Below are 19,694 nucleotides of genomic sequence, written 5' to 3'. Positions count from 1 at the left end.
GCACCTTCGCGGCGCTCGAGCGCGTTCGACAGCATACGCCACCGCGCGTGAGGTGCATCAGAGACGGGAAAACGCCGAAACGCGGCTACTGGAATTTGACGCCGATGTCGTGGAGATCGGCGTTGTACTTCGCGATGTTGATGACCAGCGGGGTGACGCTTTCGACCTCGGCGGCGTTCGCGAGCGGGCCGACGTCGAGAGCGCGCAGCCCGTCGATCTCGTTTGCGAGGTTGCGGACGGTCTCCTTCGCGTCGTCGTCGTTCGCGACAAGCAGGGTGTCGAGGTCGAGGTTGGTGTTGAGATCCGAGAGCGCGTCGGCCGCGAGATTGTGGAACGCGCCGACGACGGGCACCTCGTCGGGCGCTCGCTCGGCGACGAGTTCGGTGACGCTGCCGGTTCCCGGCGGGTGGTAGTGGAGGCCGTCCTCGTCGCCTTTCATTCCGACTGCGGGGGTGACCAGGATCGTGTCCTCGTCGAGAGTGTCTTCGACCGATTCGACGGTGTCGGCGACGTGATACGGCGGCACGCTGAGGACGACGATGTCGGCCCGGTCGGCCGCCATCTCGTTGATAAAGCCCTTGATGTTCGAATCGACGCCGCGGTCCTCGAGTTCCGCGTCGTAGCTATCGACCGCCTCGCGGGCTTTTTCAGGGTCACGCGAGCCGATCAGTACTTCGTGGTCCGTATCGCGCGCAAAGCGCAGGGCCAGTCCCTGCCCGATATCTCCGGTTCCACCGAGTAGTGCGATTCGCATACGCGACTCTCGGGACGGCATCCGAATAAAAGGGTGGGAGGTCGGCCGATCTCGCCGGGTTTTCGTGGAAGTTTACGGCGCGTCTTCGTCCTTCGGATTCATTGCCGCCCCGAGCTCGCTATCGTAGGCGTCGCGATTTTTCACTTCACGAATCCGTTGCTCGAGGCGGTTTTCGAGCGCTTTCCGGCGATCGTCGTCGACGGACGGATCGGTCTCGAGAGCCTCGAGTTCGCGTTTGGCCGTCCGTAACTCGTCGACAGCGGCGTCGGCCTCGAGATCCGTCGCGCGGTCGAGGGTGTGTTCGATGTCTTCAACTGTGGTGTCGGTCATGAAACTGGCTTCGGACGCGAGTGGGGTTACTGCTGGCCCGTCAGGTGTCGGGTCGGGTCACCAAATGCGTACACACTTCTGACTATGGTCTCACCATCCGGTATGGAACTCTCGATCGTCGATCTCGCACCGATTCCGGAGGGCGGCAGCGCGACAGAGGCGTTCGAACACACAGTCGAGCGCGCCCAGCAAGCCGAACGGCTCGGCTACTCGCGGTTTTGGGTGGCCGAGCATCACGACTTCACGGACTCGGTTGCGAGCACGACCCCCGAGGCGCTGATTCCTTACGTGGCCGCGAAGACCGACGATATCCGCGTCGGCTCCGGCACCGTGCTCCTCAACCACTACAGCCCCTACAAGGTCGCGGAGACGTTCGGCGTTCTCGACGCCCTCGAGCCCGGCCGCATCGACCTCGGTCTCGGTCGGGCGACGGGTAATCCGACGAGCGACCTCGCCCTGCAGGACGACCGCAGTCAGCGTCGGCGAAGCGGCAGTGATCACTCTGAGAAGGTTGACGAGGTCGCGAAGTACTTCCATGACGGGTTCGACGACGATCACCCGTTCAGCGATCTCGAACTGGCCCGATCGGCCGACTCGGTCCCGGAAATCTGGATGCTGGGCTCGAGCCCCCAGAGCGCAAAAATCGCCGGTAAACTGGGCCTGCCGTACTGTTTCGCCGCGTTCATTCGCCCGGAGCCAGCGGTCAAGGCGTTCGAGGTCTACCGCGAACACTTCGAGCCCTCGCCCTATGACGCCGGGCCGGACGACCCCACAGGCATGTTGTCGGTGAATGTCACCTGCGCGGAGACTGACGAGGAGGCGGCCAGGCTCCGCGCGACCACCGAGGCTTCCTCGAGATTGCTCCGGAGCGGTCGGGTCGATCAGTTACCGATCCATTCCGTCGAAGAGGCCATCGAATTCCTCGGCAGCGTCCCCGAACCGACGCGACTCCCGATCGAACCCGGCGAGTGGCCCCGAGCGATTTCGGGGAGTCCAGAGACGGTCCAGGAGCTGCTCGCCGAGTTCACGTCACAGCTCGCCATCGAGGTCGATGAGGTGATCGTGCAGAACCAGATCGCCACCCCTGAGGACACGCTTCGCTCACACGAGTTGCTCGCCGACGCCGTCGGGCTCTCGCCGCGCTGAGAGCAGACAGCGACCGTTACATTATCTCAGCGCCCATTGTCCGGTCATGGCCAGTCCTGCCGTGATCGCCCACCGTGGCTACGCCGGCGTTGCCCCTGAAAACACCGTTGAAGCGGCCATCCGCGCCGCCGAGGACGACGAGACGACGATGCTCGAGATCGACGTCCAGCCGGCGGCCTGTGGCACGCCGGTCGTAATCCACGACGACCGACTGGAGGGCAGCCGCGATGGCCGCCCGCTCACCGACGCGTCGGGGCTCGTCTGGGAGACTGGTCTCGAGGACCTCCGGGCGGCACACGTCCTCGGGACCGACGAGACGGTACCGACGCTCACCGAGTTCCTCGCGGCGATTCCCGAGTCCGTCGGCGTCAACGTCGAGTTGAAGAACCCGGGCACAACCGAGCTACGATTCGCCGACGCGCTCAGTGCCGACGAGCGAGCCGAGCGCCGCAAGGTCTGGACGCCGTTCGTCGAGCGCGTCGTTGACGCCTGCGAGTGCTTCGACGGCGAACTCCTCTTCTCGTCGTTCTACGAGGGTGCGCTCGCAACCATCCGAGAGCTTGCACCCGACTACGCCGCCGCAACGCTCGTCTGGGATGACCTCGAGGCAGGGCCCGAGATTGCCCGTCGCTACGACTGCGAGGCGATTCACCCGCCGAGAAACACGGTCGCCGGAACGGGATTAGCGGAGACGTCGTATGCTGGGTTTACGGGCGGTGAACCCGAGATCGACATCCTTGAGGTGGCCCACGCCGAGGGCCGAACGGTCAACGTCTGGACAGTGACGAACTGGCACCAGTTCGACCAGTTGGCAGCCGCGGGTGTCGACGGGATCATCGCCGACTATCCGGGGCTGGCTGTGGACTCGAGTGAGCACTGACTCACTCTCTACCCCGATCGGACGCAGGCCGACGGGTTGGCAAGTCGTCGGTCGCCGGCCCCTCGAGCACCTCCCCGTCGAGTCCGAAGCGCGAGCCGTGGCAGGGACAGTCCCAACTGTGCTCGGCGTCGTTCCACTGGACGAGACAGTACATGTGGGGACAGACCGCGGAGGACGTATGCAGCGTCCCGTCGTCGTCGCGGGCGCAGGCGATCGGTTTCCCGCCGCGGCGGACGACTCGCCCCTCACCGGGCGCTAAGTCCTCGAGGTCGGGTGTCAGGAGAGTGCGGGCCCAGTCGGTTGCGAACTGGCTCGCAGCGTCCGCGTTCTCGGTGAGCGTGCTACTGAGCGAAGACTTCGGCGTGAAGCGAAGCGGGGAGAACAGATCGCGTTCCGGCGGGCGTTCACCGACGATGAGGGCAGCCAGCAAGCGACCAGCGGCGACGCCGTTGGTCATCCCCCAGCCGCGAAAGCCGGTCGCGACGAAGACGTTCTCCGCACCGGCACCGACGCGGCCGACGAAGGGGACCTTGTCGACCGGTTTGTAGTCCTGTGTCGACCACCGGTAGTCGATCGACGCGACCGGAAACCGATCGCGCGCCCAGCGCTCGAGTCGCCGATAGCGGTCGGCGGTCGACCCGCCCTGTCCCGTCTTGTGATTCTCACCGCCGACGAGTAACAGCGTGCCGTCGGAATCGCGATGGGTTCGGACCGAGCGGTAGTTGTCGCCCGATCGGTAGTACATCCCCTCGGGTGGATCGCCGTCGAGGCGTATCCCGAGTACGTAGGAGCGTTTGGGATGCATGCGGGCGAAGTAGCCCGCCCGGTCAAGGATCGGGAATCCGGTCGCGAGGACGACGCGCTCGGCCGTCACCGTCGCCTCGCGCGTGTGGACGCGACACGGCTGACCCGGGTTGACGTCCGTCACGCGAGTGTGTTCGTAGACGACCGCATCGTCGTCGTTCCGGAGTTCGTCGGCAATCCCGAGGAGGTACTTCCGTGGGTGAAACCATGCCTGCTCGTTGAATCGGACGGCTGCTTGTGCACGCTCGAACGGCGGCACCGAGGTCACGTAGGTCGCTTCGAGTCCTGCAGCCTGTGCAGCGTCTGTTTCGCGCCGGATCTCGTCCGGTTCGGTGCTGTAAAGATACGACGGCTGGCGTTCGAACCCACACTCGATCCCTAACTCGTCGATTCGCTGCTCGACAGTGTCGATCGCGTCCTCTTGTACCTGCGCGTACTGGGTCGCCTGCCGGCGACCGAACTCCCGGCGCAGGTGGTCGTAGATCCGCCCGTGCTGGCTCGTCAGTTTCGCCGTCGACTTGCCGGTGACACCCGTCGCCACGCGGTCGCGCTCGAGGACGGCGACCGACTGGCCCCGGTCGCGTAGTTCGACCGCCGTCGAGAGCCCAGCGATTCCGGCCCCGACGACACAGACATCGACCGTTCGATCCGCGGAGAGTCGCTCGCCGTCTGCGGCCGTCTCCGATCGGGCGCGCTCTGTGTCAGGGTGCTCGGCCTCGAGCGTGCTCGCCAGCCAGACCGAGGTCGGTTCGCCGGGAAGGTCGCTGTCGGAGAGACGGTTGCCCATGGGAACTGCCGCGGGCTACACCAACGAGCGGCAAAAAACGGCCGGACGGACGGATCCGATGTGTCTCGTTCCAACGTAACTCAGATGACCACGTCATTCATCCCCGAGACGACCGTACCGAGTCTATGGTCCCCCCAGACGAAGATACAGTGACGATACTGCTGGTCGAGCCGAATCCCGGCGATTCGCGGTTGTTCACCGAATCGTTCGCGGACGCGAGCATCGCAAGCGACATTCACACCGTCGCCGACGGGGATGCGGCGCTCGATTTCGTCCACCAGCGAGCCGACCACGCCGAGAGCCCACGGCCCGATATCGTCCTGCTCGATTTCCAGCTCCCGACCGTCAGCGGCGAAGACGTTCTGTCGGAGCTCAAATCCGAACCCGAACTGCGCTCGATCCCCGTGATCGTCCTGACGAGTTCCGACTCCGAAGAGGATATCGCTCGCTCGTACGACCTCCACGCGAACGCTTACCTGCAGAAGCCGGTCGATCCCGACGAGTTCGTCGATCTCGTTCGCTCGTTCGAGGAGTTCTGGCTGACGTTCGTTCGGTTTCCCCGCGACAACGAGTAACGGGACGCTCGAGTGACCTTCATCCACTCGAGTGTCGCGTTACTCCTCGAGCAATGCCGGCAACTCGGTGATCGACTCGAGAACTGCCGAGGCGTTCTCGGTCTCGTACTTCCGTCGTCCCTCCTCGCCCGTGAGCCCGCCGGTGAGCACGCCAATGCCGTGATACTCGCGGTCTGGATCGGCGTCGTCGGCGTTGGTGGCCGTCCGAATGTCGTCTAACGTGTCGCCGACGAAGACGACGGTGTCGGCGTCGAACCGCTCGGCGAGTGTCATCAGCGCTTTCGGATGCGGCTTCCCTTCCTCCCAGTCGTCCATCGTGAACCGACGGTCGGCCGGAATCGAGTCCTCGAGGCCGACGCGCTCGAGGGCGATCTCGGCTTCGGCTTCCGGCCGGCCGGTCACGACGCCGACGTCGTAGGCCTCGAGCAACGCCTCGCGCGTCTCGTCGTCGAGCAATACGGGTTCGTCGTGGATGAAGCCCCGGCTCTCGATGTCGGGCTCGCCGCCCTCGAGGCCACGATAGAGTTCGGCACCGAGGTACAGCTGCTGGAAGACGTCGCGGAGCCGGTCGCGATCCAAGCGATCGGTCACGCGTTGCGTTGCCCGCGCGCCGAGTGTGTCCCGAACGGCGGCTTCTGCTGCCTCGAGGCCGCCGCCGTTCTCGGCGATGGCGTCAGTAAAGGTCTCGATCGACTCGTCGTACCCCTCGCCCGTCGCGAGAATGTACAGTGCGGCCGCGTACGTCAGCTCCCAGTCGTTGTTGAAGCCGCCGGCGTCTTTGAACTGCTGGATATCTGCTTTGCGAATCGTTCGATCGTAGACGCGATCGACGGATTCGACGATTGCACGGCGGTAGGAGTCGGCGACGTCGACGAGCACACCGTCAATATCGAGAACGACGGCATCGGCACGGATGGTCATACGCGGGGTAACGAACCGCTGGGAATAAAGGGCGACGAATCGGGAACCGTCGAGACACGGGCTGAGAAAAAGTGGGCGCGATCACCGTCAGTCGGTCGACGTCGCCGGACGAGAGCTGTCAGACGCGACCTGTTCGTGAGCAACCCACAGCGACGGTGTTTCGACCGCGGCATCGACGACGACCGTCTGCCCGTCGCGGTAGATCGACGGCTCCGTCAGGGAGCGGTCACCAGACGTGGCCTCGTCGACGAGCGTCCGGATCGTCTCCCACGACAGTCGATCGGGACCGGTGACGACACCGTACCGGAGTCGGGACCGAGCCGACCCAGCCTCGAGCGCACAGCCGAGCGCGTCGGCTGCCTCGACGACGGCGGCAAGCGAGTCCGAGACACCCGCGGCGCGGTTGGCGAGTGCCGACCGGGTGTTCGGGCCGAGCGCCGCGTACGCGACGGCATCGCCATCGAGCAGCGACGGGAGTGAGCCGTAGCTGGCTGTCGGCTTGCTCGACCGAGACTTCCGTGAATCGGCCTCGAGGACCGCATCCAGCTGTCGCAGGGCGTGCGCTCGCGTCCGGCCGTACCCAACCCGAAGCGCCGACGACTCGAGAGCGATCGCGTACGGGCGGTCCGAGGCGACCAGCCGGTCGGCTGTGCCGGCGTTCCGTCGGGAGTCGGCCCTGACGAACCCGCGTTCGGCATTCCGCAGTTCGGTTTCGATCGCCCGGCTGTCGAACGAGCCGGTCGCGACGGCACAGCCACCGACGACGGTGGTACCGTCGGCGGCGAGACTCCCGCGGACGGCGTCGACATCGTCGAGCGAAACCGATGGCACTCGAGCGCGGCCATCCGCGGGAATCGACTCGAGCGAGGGCGGAACGCCGGCGGAGTCGACCACCGTGGGATCGATCGCTGCAACTACCGTCGTCTCGCTGTCGGCGACTGTACCGGCGTCGGACAGCCCAACAGCCGGGGCTGACGCCGTCGCCGTTGCAACACCGGTCGACAGGACACCACCACCGACGAGTGCGAACGCGTTCCGAACGAGTGACCGTCTCGAGACCATTGGATGATGATTTCGTCAGATAGCACATAAATAGAGAATACGACATTCTCGTTCAGAAAACTCACTTGTGAGATTACATATGCGGTATGAGAACGCCACCAGTACATGGTACTTCGTCAGTGGAAGCGACTTACACGTCGACAACAGGTCGCCGCGGTTGCGCTGATCGCGATCGCGGCAGGTGCCCTCGCAGCACCGCAGGTCTACGCGCAGGCGAACGATTCAGATGCACACGTCGCGGTGATCGAGATCAGCGGCGTGATCGACTCGAACGAGGCACAGGACCTCGAGGATCGACTCAGAGAGGCTCGCACCAACGAGTCGATCGATGCGGTCGTTCTCGACGTCGACAGTCCCGGTGGTCAACCTGCCTCGAGCGAGCGAATGTACATGGCCGTTGAACGGACTGCGGCGAAGATGCCGGTGGTCGCTGCCGTCGATCAGATGGGGACTTCCGGTGGCTACTACGCGATGTTGCCCGCCGACGAGATCTACGTCGCGTCGTCATCGGGAGTCGGGAGCGTCGGCGTCATCGGTCCCGCACCGACCCCGACTGGCCCGAGCGAGGAGCGAACGGCGCCTGACAAGGGAACCACACACCCCGACGACGCTCGAGCGGACACCGAACTGATCAAACGAACGTTCGTCGAGAGCGTCTTCGAACAGCGTGGAGACGACCTCGAACTCACGCGCGAGGAGGTCTCGCACGCACGAACCTACTACGGCACCGAAGCAGTTGCCAACGGGATCGCAGACGAGATTGGAACGGTCGACGACGCGGTCCACGACGCCGCAACAGCCGCCGGTGTGGAGTCATACGATGTCGTCACCTATCGCTCCGAGACAGCCGACAGTGGACTTTCGCTCGGGCTCGAGGCCGAAACCGTTCGCTCGAGCACGACGCTCAACCCGTATCAGCCACAGCTCGTCGCCCCCGAAGTGTGGTACGACGAGGTCGACGACGCCGACCCCGACGGCACCGACACACAGTCAGCGGCACTGACCGTCGAAGCCGGAGGTGAGACGGAATGAGCGGCCGCGGGCGGCTGTTGCTCGCCGCGTTCGTCGCAGTGTTCGTGCTGACGGTCGGCGTCGTCTCCCTCGGGACTCTGGCACTCGATGAGAGAGGAACCGAGCAGCCAACGGTCGAAACGGCCCACTTCGAACCCGAGAACGCACTGCCCGACGAGACGGCCGACGGCGGCGAGATTACGATGGACAGCAATGAATCTGCGAACACTGTCGTCGTTCACACGGGCGCCGCGGCCGCAGCCGGTCAAGTGCCACCGCTGTTTTCGGCCGGTACAGACGCCGAGCGAGCGGTGTCGACCGGCACCGCTGGCGGTCCAGAACGCGGCGTCGGACCACTCGCGACCACGCTCGCCGCGAACGGTCACGACGTCGAGTTCTACACCGACGAACTCGAGGACGGGCCGCTCCAGCAGACGCTCGGCGACGCCGATGCGTTCGTGACGACAGCGCCGACACAGCTGTCGGCCAGCGAGCGCGAGCAGGTCCAGTCGTTCGTCGACGCCGGCGGTCGCGTCGTGATCGCCGCCGATCCGGGCAGCGCCGAGAGCGTCATCGACCTCGGCTCATCGGCCGGTATGTACGCCGAACCGGGCTATCTCTACAACCTCGTCGAGAACGACAACAACTACCTCAGTCTCTACGTCGAGCCGACCGACACCGACCCGCTGACGGACGGCGTCGACGAAGTCGTTTTCCGAAGCGCGACGGCCCTCGGGACCGCACAGGGCGAGCCAGCGCTGACGACGAGTGCCGACACCCGACACTCGATCACCCGCGAAACCGACAGCTACACCGTCGGTGTCCACCACGAGGACCTCGCGGTAATCGGCGACTCGAGTTTCCTGGCCCCGGAGAACGCCTATCGGGCCGACAACAACGTCCTCATCGGCAACATCGCTGAGTTCCTCGTGACCGGCGAGAAGCCAGAAGAGATGGACGTCGACGAACCGGCAGGAACCAGCCCCAGGACGCAGCCACCGGAATCGGAGCCGATAGAACCCGAGCCGGTACCGGACGCACCACTGCCGGACAACGATAGTAACAACTGAACCAATTCACACACCCATCGCACAGCTATCGTGCGATCAGGTGTGCAGTGGCGTTCAGCGACTATTATACGCTGAACAGGCGCAATACCACGCCCTTCAGGGCGTGGATACGCGCCGTCAATTGATGCAACAATCCACCGCCTGTTGCATGGCCGGATATTCTATACTGAATCGGTTCTATTATGTTCTCGGGTTTCATAACTGGTTATGAGTCCAGAATCCGATGCGAACCCACCGAACATTCGAGGCGTCGATCACGAACCCACGGCAGGTGAGTGACGACCTCGATCAACTCGGACGGGCTGCATCGAAGCTCTGGAACGTCGGTCGCTACTACGCACAAGAGCAGTGGGACGAAACGGGCGAGATCCCCGATGACGGGGAACTCAAATCCGAACTCAAAGGTCACGAACGCTACACGGACCTTCATTCTCAATCCAGTCAGCGCGTTCTCGAAGAACTCGCTGAAGCGTTCAACGGCTGGTTCGCAAAGCGTCGGAACGGCGATAGCCGTGCCCGACCGCCCGGCTACCGCAAGCGCGGTGATTCCCACCCGCGTTCTACTGTGTCGTTCAAAGCGGCTGGCTTCAAGCATGATGCACAGTTCACCCGCGTTCGCCTCTCGAAAGGACGGAACCTGAAGGAACACCGCTCGGACTTCGTGCTGTGCGAGTACGAGCTACGTCCTGACGTAGACCTCTCCGAGTGGGACATCCAACAGGTTCGGGCCGTCCACAAGTACGACGAGTGGCGACTCCACTTCATCTGCCGAAAGTCGATTGATCCCGAACCACCGGGAGACGAAACTGCCGGGATCGACCTCGGCATCTCGAACGTTGCCGCGCTTTCGTTCGGTGGTGAATCAATCCTCTTCCCCGGAAACGCGCTGAAAGAGGACGAATACTACTTCGGACGGCTCTGGTGAATCGCTAGACGGCAGCGACCTTCGGAGAGCACTCACGTCACTCGAGGCGTCACGTTGTAACGATTGTGATCGCACCCTCGAGTGTTGAACTGAGTAGTGAGATACTCATCTGTCTTGAATAGAGGAACGGGATTCTCTATATTGGGCTCTGGTGAATCGCCAAACTGCGTCGGGATGGAGTGTTTTGCAGTCTCTCTGAGATCAATCAATCAATCGGGTCGTCACCACCGGATTTCGTGAGGGAACGGTCACGATTGTTCCAGCGTGACGCCTCGAGCGACGTGAGTTTGCACCGGAGGTCGTCGCATTCTAGCGATTCACCAGAGCTCTTCGGACGAAAGAAAGCGAAGTGCGACGACAGCCGGTCGAACGAGCGGCTTCGGTTGGACCGTAAGCGCACGGAACGCCGAACCCACTTCTTGCACACCCTCTCAAAACACATCGTTTCGGAGTGCGTCGAGAGGGGTGTCGGGACGATCGTCATCGGTGATCTCGGCGGTATCCGAGACGACGATAACGGCGAGTCCTGCAACTGGGGCAAACACGGAAATCTCGACCTTCACGGGTGGGCGTTTGACCGCTTGACGTCGATACTCGAGTACAAGGCGGAAGCCGAAGGGATCGACGTAACGGTGGAGTCCGAACGCGATACCTCAAAGACGTGTTCGGCCTGCGGAACGAAGGACGGCAACCAGCGTGTTGAACGCGGGTTGTACGTTTGTGAGGAGTGTGATACGGTGGCGAACGCGGACGTGAACGGTGCGGAGAACATCCGCCGAAAAGTAACTCCGAGTCCTTCTGAGGATAGGAGTAACGGCTGGTTGGCACAGCCTTCAGTCCATCTGTTCGATCGTAACGAGGGCCGTTTCGCCCCGCGAGAACAGGTCGTGGACTGTAAACCGTAATATCTCAACGGCGGTCGGGATTCCACGTCGTTTACGGCGTGGAGGATGTCAAAATCATGTCACGTCGGACTCACTCGAATCCGCCCCAGCGTCTCGACAATCGCACTACGGGCAGCGGTTTCAAATCGGCAGCACACTGACCGCATAGAAGGCGGTGACGCCGAGTGCCAGTGCGTAGAACACGTCAGCCCAGAGCCACGAGAGCAGATTCGCGACGTAGATCACGAGGACGACGGGAACCCCGAGCAGGACGATCGGCGATCGTCGCCACTCCGACCGCGAGCGAACCCAGAGCGTGTTCGCATCGCCGGTGCTCGGAAACGCCTGAATCCCGACGGAAAGGCCTAGCCAACCGAGCACGACTGCGAGGACGAGCATCTCGCTCGAGGCCGTCTCGAGGCCAGCAAGCAAGTCGACCGAGACGTGATTCCCGACGACCGCGGTCACGAGCACAGCGAGAGCGAAAAACGCGGCGAACGAGACGACCGTGTTGACGAGAAACGGCGCCACGCTGATAACGAACGACTTGCGGTACTGATCGGGATGGGCGTGACGGACGTACCCCGGCGGATCACCGAATCTGAAGTATGCGACCTCGATGACGGGGACGCCGACAAGATCGCAGGCCTGCTTGTGTGCGAACTCGTGGACGACGACGCCTGGGAGCGTCAGCAGTTGCAGTCCAACCCAACACAGCGTCCCGATTCCGATGACTGCTATCGCGAGCACTGTGAGTGCGAACACGACCGCGACAGCAACGAGGACGGCATCGGCGGACATCGATACATCAATTCTCGTGACTACTCCTAAGATACTGTCGGACGGTGGTCAGTGATCGCCGTGCGCGGCATGTGGCCCGTGCTGTGCCCCCTCGACAGCAGGCGAGGCTGGCTATCGGTCACCGCTCGGTCGCTCGAGCCACGTACACTGTCCCCGACTCGATGGTTCGGCGCTCGACCGGCACCATCGGCTGGTCCCCACCCAGTGTCGTAAAGAGGAAATCGGCGTCGGCCGCGCGGGCAACCTCGAGCGCCGGCTGGTGAAGTTCCGGCGGGAGATTCAGCGCGTAGATCGCGTCCGCGTCGGTGTAGACCGATAGGTCAGGATCGACGATATCGTCGCGGACGAATCGAGCGCCGTCGGGCACGTCGCGGTCGTGAACGTCGGTTGCGGTAACGGAGACGTCACGTGCGGCGAGTGCCGCCGCGATGTCGGTTCGGCGACCTATTCCAACTTCTATGACGCGGTCATACGCGGCGAGCGAACCGAGCAACGTCTCCACGTTCCGGCGAGAGTGTACCACGGCGGGACGTTTATGCCACCCGCGGACATAGCACTTGCCATGCTCGTCGATATCGTGCCGGTCGGCAATGTCTCCGCGAACGTCAAGCGGGCGGCCTCGGCCGCGTTGCGATCGGTCTACGACTGCGACGTCACGATCAACGACGCCCAGTCAGTCCCCAACGGCGCATACGATGCCGACCGGAACCAGTACACCGCCGAAACGTTCATTCAACTCGCCGAACGTGTCGGTCGTGGTGACAAGAACATCGCGATCACGCCACATGACCTCTTTTACCGACGGCGAAACTACGTCTTCGGACTCGCTTACCTCGACGGCAGCGGCAGTGTCATCTCAACCTACCGCCTCCAGACCTCGAGCGACGGCGGCTTCTCAAACCAGAGCGCCGTCGACATCTTCGAGGATCGCGTCCGCAAGGAAATCGTCCACGAAATCGGCCACACCTACGGCCTCGAACACTGTGACAACAACCGCTGTGTGATGAACTTCTCGCCGACGGTTCGCGAAGTCGACATCAAAGAGGAGAACCTCTGTGGGAGCTGTCAGCGACTGATTAGCTGACAGGACGAACGCCACCCGTCACCCGGACTACTGTTGCCGAGTTATGTGGGGACACAACACCACCGAGTAGCGCGGTTAATTCTCACACTGACGACGCAGTTGTGCTGTCGGGATCGATCGCAGGAAGGGGGTGGAACAACCGTTTACTGCATGGACACCGTAGGCTGGTCATCTGATTCGCCGTGCTACGAGAGGACCTACTCCAGGCGACCGATGTGCAGCCTTCGGCTAGTCACGGCACTCGTCGACGACGACGGAGGTGAAACCGATGACAGGGCCAATTGACGACGACGAAATCGAGATCGAAATCGAACGCGAGACGTGGTCGGGGATGGACCGACCGGCTCACGACGGCCGCAAGCCTGACCATCAGTCCAGCACGGATGGCACAGCCGACACCACCGCACCCGAACGCGCCCTCGAGGACGAACTCGGCCGGATCGACCTGCTGACGACGCCGGACGGGTACGTCGAAGGGCGCGTGACCGGCCTCGAGTCGATCGACGAGCGGACGGTTCAACTGGAGGTGACGCTCCCACACGACGACGTCACCGTCTTCACGCTCGAGAAGCCGATCCCCTGGTCCGAGCGGTTCCTCCTCGCACGGATCGTCGAGGACGTCGGCTACGACGCCGCGTCGATCGGCCACCTCGTCGGCGAACCGATCTATCTGGATCGAATAGACGATGAGCCACGGGCGGACGACAAGGAGTGGTGGGCGACCCCGATTCGAACCGCCAGCGACGCTGTCGTCGCCTCACTGCTCAGCGACCGATACCGACTCGAGAAGAACACGGCTCCAAGATGGCGGCTGGTCGATCCGCTCGAGCGCCCCACCGAGGAAGACGAGCGCACACTCGAGAGGGCGTCCAGCGTCATCGCTGCCGGACTGGTCGTCCTCGGGAGCATCATCGCGGCTGGCGGTGCCGTCGTCGGTGCGACTGGTGGACTTTCGGTCTCGAGTACCGTCCTTGGCTTCGCCCTGCCGGGGCTCATCCTCGTCTGGTTCGGACTCGCGGTGCTCCTCGGCGAGTGAGGCGTGCGATTCGAAACGTTCGGCAGCCGATCGGCGACGTCGTGCAGCCTTCGGGCCCGAGATCCTAGCTCAGGGCGCGTAGTAGTACTCGCCTTCGCTTTTCTGTTGGCGGTCGAGTTGCGAGTCGGGTTTGTTGATCCGCGGGCGCGAGGTTCGCTCGTCGCGGCGGAACGTAACGTCGAGGTTCGCGAGGAATTCGTTCATCCCGTCGCGCATCGGCTGTGGCTGACCGGCGCGACCGGCAACGGCGGGTTCGCCGTCGAAGACCATCAGCCGATCCGCGAGTAGGTCGATCGTGTAGATGTCGTGGTCGATGACCATCACGGTCGCGTCCTGCTGTTCGGCGTACCGTCGGATCGCACTCGTCGCCTGCACGCGCTGTTCGACGTCCAGATGCGCGGAGGGCTCGTCGAGCAGGTAGAGATCCGCCGAATCGGAGAGACAGGCCGCGATGGCGACCCGCTGGCGCTCCCCGCCGGAGAGATCCGAGAGGTTCTGCTCCATGATGCGCTCGAGTTGGAGCGGCTGGGCGATCTCGGTGTTCCAGTACGACGAACCGAACTGGTCGGTGATCGACGAGAGGAAGGCGTCGACCCGCATCGGCTGGTCGATGGTGACGTACTGGGGCTTGTAGGAGATGTCCAGATCGAGGTCGGTGTCGCCGGCATCCGACTCGAGGTTGCCCGTCAACAGCTTCGCGAACGTCGATTTCCCGATCCCGTTCGGACCGACGATGCCGAGCACTTCGTTCTCGCGGATCTCGCCGCCTTCGACCTCGAGGGTGAACTCGCCGTCGCCGTAGCTCTTGGTGAGGTCGGGGTACTCGACGAGCGTGTCGCCTCGGGATTCGGTTCGCGGCGCGTGTTCTTCGAACTCGATCGGGTTCGGCCGAATCCGCATGTTCTCGTTGTCGAGATAGCCAGCGAGGTACTCGTTGATCCCGTTGCGGACCGATTTCGGTGCCGTGATGACACCATAGGCACCGGGCTCACCGTAGGCGACGTGGAGCGTATCTGCGAGCAAATCGAGGATCGCCAGGTCGTGCTCGACGACGAGCATCGACTTGTTCTCCTCTTCGGCGAGGTCGCGGATCAGTCGTGCCGCCGTGACCCGCTGGCTCATGTCGAGATACGGCGTAATTTCGTCTAAGAAGTAGAAGTCCGTGTCTCGAGCCAGCGTCGCCGCGAGGGCGACCCGCTGGAGTTCACCACCGGAGAGGTCGTCGATCGACTGGTCCATCACCGGGCCGATCTCGAGGCGTTCGACGAGGTCCTCGAGGGCGTCACGCTCGTTCGTCCGTTCGAGGAGTTCGCGAGTGTTGCCGTCGAAGCTGTTCGGGATCTGGTCGACGTACTGGGGTTTTCGGGCGACGGTCACTTCACCGTCCCGGACGTCTGCGATGTAGTCTTGCAGTTCCGTCCCGCGGTAGGCCTCGAGCACTTCGTCCCAACCGGGCGACTCCTCGTGACGGCCCAGGTTGGGCTCGAGTTCGCCCGCGAGAATTCGAACGGCGGTCGTCTTCCCGATCCCGTTCGGGCCGAGAATACCGGTGACCTGTCCGTCCTGTGGCGCGGGCAGTCCGTACAGCGAGAAGGCGTTTTCGCCGTAGCGGTGGGCTGGATCGTCCTGCAACTCCTTCGGGAGGTTGATGATCTCGATCGCGTCGAACGGACACTTCTCGACGCAGATCCCGCAGGTCTCGCCGAGACAGATCTCCTCGGAGATGTGGATCTGCTCGGGCTGGCCCTCAGTGGTCTCCTCGCCGCGAAGTGTGATACACTCCTTGCCGGTGCGGTTCGGCGGGCAGTAGTTCTTACACTCGTAGCTACAGCGGTCGGGCTGGCACCGATCCAAGTCGACGACGGCGATGCTGTCGTCTGCCATTCTATACCGTTGCCTCCGCGGTAAGCAATATTCCCCACGTCACGAACCACAGCGAGAACGTCATGAACGTGATGAACAGGTAGTGTTTCACCCCGAACTCGTCCTCACCGTAGATTCCGGTGAAATCGTAGAGGAGAAACTGCGCGAGGATCGCCCCTGCGACGAGCATGAGCGCTCGTGTATCTCCAGCGGCTTCCGCCGGGCCCAGATCGCCCGTGATCGCCATCGAGGCGAGTGCCGCGGCAACGCCGAGCAGCGCTGACAGTGCCGTCACGCTGATCGAGCGAAGATGCTCGCGTCGGTCGCTGATCGATTCGGTCGACATGGCTCGATGTCCGCGTTCGGGCCTAAAAAGGCGTTCGGGTTGGTCTCGAGGTGTGTTCAGTTCGTGGTGTGGCTCGAGTGGCGACCAGTAGAAGTCCGATGAGACCAGTTGATTAACCGATCACAATGTGATCGCTTCCAATATCGACATCGGAGTTGTCAACTACCGTACCAGAACCATCCATTCCGCTTTTATCGGAATCTCCCGGTCCGACATCGGTCTCATCACCACTGCTAGGGATAATCTCGATACTCGGTGTTCCAGGATTAACATCCGCTCGATTGACTTTGACGTAGACAATCAGGTCGTTGAAGTTCGGATCACCAGCGCCGCTTGCCTCCTGCGCACTCTCCCAGAGCGCATCGATATCATCGGTATCCGTGGCACATCCAGAGTCGGGCATTCCACACTCGGTCGTAGTCTCAAAGAGGAAGAGGAACTCATTATCCTTGAGGTCCAGTTCACCGTTCTCCCAGAGGCCGTCACGGTCGATGGCCGGATCGGAGAGATCTGCAAGGATTTCGTCGACGCTTTCCTGTTCGTCGTTTCCTGGTTGTAGTGCCGGCAAACCGTTATCTGCCGCAGTTCGAACTCTGAGATTCTGTTCCTGTTCATCAGCGGTTGCATCAACCGGTTCGACGAGATAGTCCGTCGACGAGGCGTCGAAGTCCTCACAGTACCAGTGGTACCGAGACGGATCCAATTGCCGGTGACAGCCTGCTGTATTTCCGGGCAGACCGTACGACTTCGATGCCAACGTTAGTGTCGCCTGTCCCTCAATTTCGATCGTTGTATTGTAGACGTGGTGGCTCTTGTTTTGCCACGCAGGATACGTGTTTATGTTGTCACCACCTTCGGGGTTTTCGAACACGTGCTCCGTGTACGTCTCCCCGTCACGTTCGGTCAGGACCTCAAGGGTCATCGTTCCGAGTTGATGGTTCAGACCCAAGCCGGAGACTTGCGAACTCAGAATAGAAATATCGACCGTTGCGTTATCGATATCATTGAGCCCAACCCTACCTGGATCGACGCCGGCAGTGACATTGAACGTCACTGTCTCCTCATCATCTTCCGTCAGTATCGTCGCTTCGTACTCGCCATCGATGAGTGCACTCTGATTAATAGGCAGTTCGACAGTCCCGTTCTCGCCGAACGATCGCTCAACAGTTCCTGCGTCGATCGGGTCTGCATACGGGTCATCCTCGAGTTCGTCCGGTAGCTCATCCAGATACTCGAGTTCGAGCGTCAGTTTTTCATTGCCATCGTTGACGCCCCTGTTGTGAAGATCTGCGGAGACTGTGACGTTTCCAGCAACTGTCGCGTCCGGATTCGACAGTTCGAACTGTGTTCCTTTGTAGCCATAGTAGAACGACCCCGGTTCGTCGGTTGCGTCGTCCTCAGTCGAAATCGTGTAATTGTACGTCTCGCCGGGTGTGAGGTTATGTTTGAACTCTCCTGGTGCGAAGTGAATGAATGTCCCACCGCCCGCTTCCTCGCCGATGTTTTCCGTCTCGCCGGGACCGAGATCTTCGATCGTCTCGTTCTTTCTCTCGTATTCATCTTCAGGATCGTCTCCCCAAATCGAAACAGAGACAGTCTGCGTTTCCGTTGTGCTTCCGACGTTTTTGATGACGCCACCGACTCGAAAGTTCTGAGACGGTTCAATAACCTGTGGCAAGATTGACTTTCCGTTCGGTTCTTTGAGTCCCTGATCTTCCTCGACGATGAACGACACCGGCTCACTCGACTCTCTGATCCCCTCGATCACCACTTCGACACTGCCTTGGTTGTGAGTGACCTCTGCACCGTCCTCGAGCGTCCCCTCGAGATAGTCGTACCACGCGTCGTGGTACGAGCTTTCGATTCGGAATGCGATATCCGTCTGGTCACATTCCGTTGCTGCCGCCTGGATTTCGGATGTCAGTGCCGTTGCCTTGCTGTGGTCTGCCATCGCAGCCAGCTCGGACCCGCCAACGTCTCCCTCCTCGAGTTGCATGATTTGGAGTCGAAGCGACCCGGTGTCGTCGTCCGAGCCATTGCTGTATTCAATAGTCGGCTCTGAGACGACCCTCGAGTCGCCGCCACTGTGCTCCCAGATACCACCACCCTGGTGGATGATCGTTCGATCACCGAGGTCGTACTCGAGTGCGTTTAGATCACCCGAAGCGCTCTCAGGAGCAACACATCCCCCGTTCCCATCCCACGGTGGATCATCAGTATCTGAGGCATTGTACCAGACGACTTCTATCGAGCCGTCATCAACGATTGACATGTCGGCATTGGGTGGCACCTCGATCGGTTGTGATCCATCCGAAAACGTCGCTGTCGAGAGCGCCTTATCGGTTTGACTCATGTATATAATTGCGCGCTCTCGGTCGCTTTGACTCTCTAATGCATCGAACAGTGGCCCCGCGGCAACGAAGACCAGTACTGCACCCGCCAGTACCATTCCAAAGAGTAGTACGATACCGATGATCGGTGCACCGCCTCGATCAGCGGACGGTTCTGATCGAGTATCGGCGTGTGTCCGAGGAGTCATTTACTAAGCTATCGAAGAAGTATATTATATATCCCACAGACGTTAAAGTATAGAAGAATTTATGTCAGGATATCAGGAATGGCTTGAAACGCGACGAATCCCCTACAGTGACTGCTTGATTATCACCCGTGAAAGCGACGGATCACCGTGTCGCCGTCGGGAGCGACTCGAGACGCACACACGACTAAAATAAGAGTAAGACCGAATCTGAATTACGGTGGTCGCTCCATCTCCCCGAGTCGCATCTGCCGACTCTGGACAACATGGACGACTGCCGAGACCGCAAACAACGCAAAGACGAGCGTCGCCCAGCCGAGTTCGGGGATCGTCTCCGTTGGTACGACCTCGAGCCACAGCGCAGCCATCACGACTGATCCGAGCACGGTCAGCCCAAGATAGTACAGCCCCCACGGAATCGAGTCCGCCGGCACGATATCGAGATACACATCTAACTCCGAGGCGTGGTCAGTTAGCGCGATCGTTCGGTCATCGAACTCGATCATGTCGGCGCGCTTGAGCGTCGGCAGGTGCGTCTGTTGGAGTGACGTGTAGACGCGCTTGCGTTCGGCCGATGTAAGTTCGTCTATCTCTTTGTCGAGTTCCCAGGCGGCGACGTGTTCGGCGAGGTCGCCGAGTTCGACGGGCTCGCCTTCGCGCTTGCAGTAATGAATCGCGTAGCGACGGCGCTGATTACTCAGTAGATCGAAAATTTCCCCTTGATCTGGATCTGACCGATTCGCTACCTGTGTCGCCATTTCAGTGTCTGTCTAGAATTAAGAGACTCACAACCAATAAGTATACTGTACTATCACGAACTCGTGAGAATCGCGCTCGAGCACGGCACGGGATCGGTTCTACAGCCACCCATCACACGGA

At 61.8% G+C, this 19,694-nt stretch carries 19 protein-coding genes and 1 pseudogene; 9 read left to right on the top strand and 11 right to left on the bottom strand.

Annotation, left to right across the window (positions count from 1 at the left end):
* Positions 1 to 85 precede the first annotated feature (85 nt).
* Both npdG and GCU68_RS08000 read right to left on the bottom strand, forming a co-directional pair.
* Positions 86 to 754, bottom strand: coding sequence for an NADPH-dependent F420 reductase (gene npdG / locus GCU68_RS08005; protein ID WP_152940515.1), 669 nt, complete (start codon positions 752 to 754; stop codon positions 86 to 88).
* A gap of 72 nt (positions 755 to 826) precedes the next feature.
* Entirely contained in the window at positions 827 to 1,084 is a 258-nt protein-coding gene (locus GCU68_RS08000) for a hypothetical protein (RefSeq protein ID WP_152940513.1), read from the bottom strand.
* Between the two features lie 102 nt (positions 1,085 to 1,186).
* Here GCU68_RS08000 and GCU68_RS07995 point away from each other — a divergent pair, with 102 nt between their 5' ends.
* Positions 1,187 to 2,230: an LLM class flavin-dependent oxidoreductase gene (locus tag GCU68_RS07995; protein ID WP_152940511.1), complete on the top strand. Its 1,044-nt coding sequence runs from the start codon at positions 1,187 to 1,189 to the stop codon at positions 2,228 to 2,230.
* A 46-nt stretch (positions 2,231 to 2,276) separates the two neighbouring features.
* Positions 2,277 to 3,110, top strand: coding sequence for a glycerophosphodiester phosphodiesterase (locus GCU68_RS07990; RefSeq protein WP_152940509.1), 834 nt, complete (start codon positions 2,277 to 2,279; stop codon positions 3,108 to 3,110).
* 1 nt (position 3,111) lies between these two features.
* On the opposite strand, the gene GCU68_RS07985 is transcribed toward GCU68_RS07990, so the two are convergent.
* Entirely contained in the window at positions 3,112 to 4,701 is a 1,590-nt protein-coding gene (locus GCU68_RS07985; RefSeq protein ID WP_152940507.1) for an FAD-dependent oxidoreductase, read from the bottom strand.
* 125 nt (positions 4,702 to 4,826) lie between these two features.
* Between GCU68_RS07985 and GCU68_RS07980 the strand changes: the two genes are divergently transcribed.
* Complete coding sequence (locus tag GCU68_RS07980; protein ID WP_152940505.1) at positions 4,827 to 5,276, top strand: response regulator; 450 nt, start codon at positions 4,827 to 4,829, stop codon at positions 5,274 to 5,276.
* Between the two features lie 39 nt (positions 5,277 to 5,315).
* Here the strand turns inward: GCU68_RS07980 and GCU68_RS07975 are convergent, their stop codons facing one another.
* Together GCU68_RS07975 and GCU68_RS07970 are read right to left on the bottom strand one after the other, a co-directional pair.
* Complete coding sequence (locus tag GCU68_RS07975) at positions 5,316 to 6,191, bottom strand: TIGR01548 family HAD-type hydrolase (RefSeq protein ID WP_152943656.1); 876 nt, start codon at positions 6,189 to 6,191, stop codon at positions 5,316 to 5,318.
* 93 nt (positions 6,192 to 6,284) lie between these two features.
* On the bottom strand, positions 6,285 to 7,259 hold the full coding sequence (locus tag GCU68_RS07970; protein WP_152940503.1) for a hypothetical protein: 975 nt from the start codon (positions 7,257 to 7,259) through the stop codon (positions 6,285 to 6,287).
* Between the two features lie 105 nt (positions 7,260 to 7,364).
* Here GCU68_RS07970 and GCU68_RS07965 point away from each other — a divergent pair, with 105 nt between their 5' ends.
* The 4 genes and pseudogenes from GCU68_RS07965 to GCU68_RS07950 all read left to right on the top strand — a co-directional run bounded on the left by GCU68_RS07965 (position 7,365) and on the right by GCU68_RS07950 (position 11,170).
* A complete protein-coding gene (locus GCU68_RS07965) occupies positions 7,365 to 8,291 on the top strand; it encodes a S49 family peptidase (protein WP_152940501.1) in 927 nt (308 codons plus the stop codon).
* Positions 8,288 to 9,340 (top strand): DUF4350 domain-containing protein, encoded by a 1,053-nt coding sequence (locus GCU68_RS07960; RefSeq protein ID WP_152940499.1) that lies wholly within the window; start codon positions 8,288 to 8,290, stop codon positions 9,338 to 9,340. The genes GCU68_RS07965 and GCU68_RS07960 overlap by 4 nt, the downstream gene beginning before the upstream one ends.
* A 223-nt stretch (positions 9,341 to 9,563) precedes the next feature.
* A pseudogene (locus tag GCU68_RS07955) lies at positions 9,564 to 10,256 on the top strand (RNA-guided endonuclease InsQ/TnpB family protein); the annotation flags it as partial.
* Positions 10,257 to 10,444: 188 nt separating this feature from the next.
* Entirely contained in the window at positions 10,445 to 11,170 is a 726-nt protein-coding gene (locus GCU68_RS07950) for an RNA-guided endonuclease InsQ/TnpB family protein (protein WP_394352481.1), read from the top strand.
* A gap of 120 nt (positions 11,171 to 11,290) precedes the next feature.
* Here GCU68_RS07950 and GCU68_RS07945 read toward each other — a convergent pair whose 3' ends face one another.
* Both GCU68_RS07945 and GCU68_RS07940 read right to left on the bottom strand, forming a co-directional pair.
* Complete coding sequence (locus GCU68_RS07945) at positions 11,291 to 11,950, bottom strand: metalloprotease family protein (protein WP_152940497.1); 660 nt, start codon at positions 11,948 to 11,950, stop codon at positions 11,291 to 11,293.
* Positions 11,951 to 12,068: 118 nt separating this feature from the next.
* A complete protein-coding gene (locus GCU68_RS07940) occupies positions 12,069 to 12,473 on the bottom strand; it encodes a UPF0146 family protein (protein ID WP_152940495.1) in 405 nt (134 codons plus the stop codon).
* A 39-nt stretch (positions 12,474 to 12,512) separates the two neighbouring features.
* On the opposite strand from GCU68_RS07940, the gene GCU68_RS07935 reads away from it, so the two are divergent.
* Positions 12,513 to 13,034 (top strand): archaemetzincin family Zn-dependent metalloprotease, encoded by a 522-nt coding sequence (locus GCU68_RS07935; protein ID WP_152940493.1) that lies wholly within the window; start codon positions 12,513 to 12,515, stop codon positions 13,032 to 13,034.
* A 268-nt stretch (positions 13,035 to 13,302) separates the two neighbouring features.
* The gene (locus GCU68_RS07930; RefSeq protein WP_152940491.1) at positions 13,303 to 14,070 is read left to right on the top strand and encodes a hypothetical protein; all 768 of its coding nucleotides are present in this window, start codon (positions 13,303 to 13,305) and stop codon (positions 14,068 to 14,070) included.
* A 69-nt stretch (positions 14,071 to 14,139) separates the two neighbouring features.
* On the opposite strand, the gene GCU68_RS07925 is transcribed toward GCU68_RS07930, so the two are convergent.
* The 4 genes from GCU68_RS07925 to GCU68_RS07910 form a co-directional block, all read right to left on the bottom strand.
* Positions 14,140 to 15,954, bottom strand: coding sequence for a ribosome biogenesis/translation initiation ATPase RLI (locus GCU68_RS07925; RefSeq protein WP_152940489.1), 1,815 nt, complete (start codon positions 15,952 to 15,954; stop codon positions 14,140 to 14,142).
* 1 nt (position 15,955) lies between these two features.
* Entirely contained in the window at positions 15,956 to 16,279 is a 324-nt protein-coding gene (locus tag GCU68_RS07920; RefSeq protein ID WP_152940487.1) for an EMC6-like membrane protein, read from the bottom strand.
* Between the two features lie 112 nt (positions 16,280 to 16,391).
* A complete protein-coding gene (locus GCU68_RS07915; RefSeq protein ID WP_152940485.1) occupies positions 16,392 to 18,818 on the bottom strand; it encodes a DUF7289 family protein in 2,427 nt (808 codons plus the stop codon).
* Positions 18,819 to 19,030: 212 nt separating this feature from the next.
* A complete protein-coding gene (locus GCU68_RS07910) occupies positions 19,031 to 19,573 on the bottom strand; it encodes a DUF7344 domain-containing protein (RefSeq protein ID WP_152940483.1) in 543 nt (180 codons plus the stop codon).
* Positions 19,574 to 19,694: the final 121 nt, after the last annotated feature.

The organism is Natronorubrum aibiense (assembly GCF_009392895.1).
Taxonomy (GTDB): Archaea; Halobacteriota; Halobacteria; order Halobacteriales; family Natrialbaceae; genus Natronorubrum; species Natronorubrum aibiense.
The sequence above is the reverse complement of the archived record's forward strand: the minus strand, read 5'-3'. Positions and strand labels throughout refer to the sequence as shown.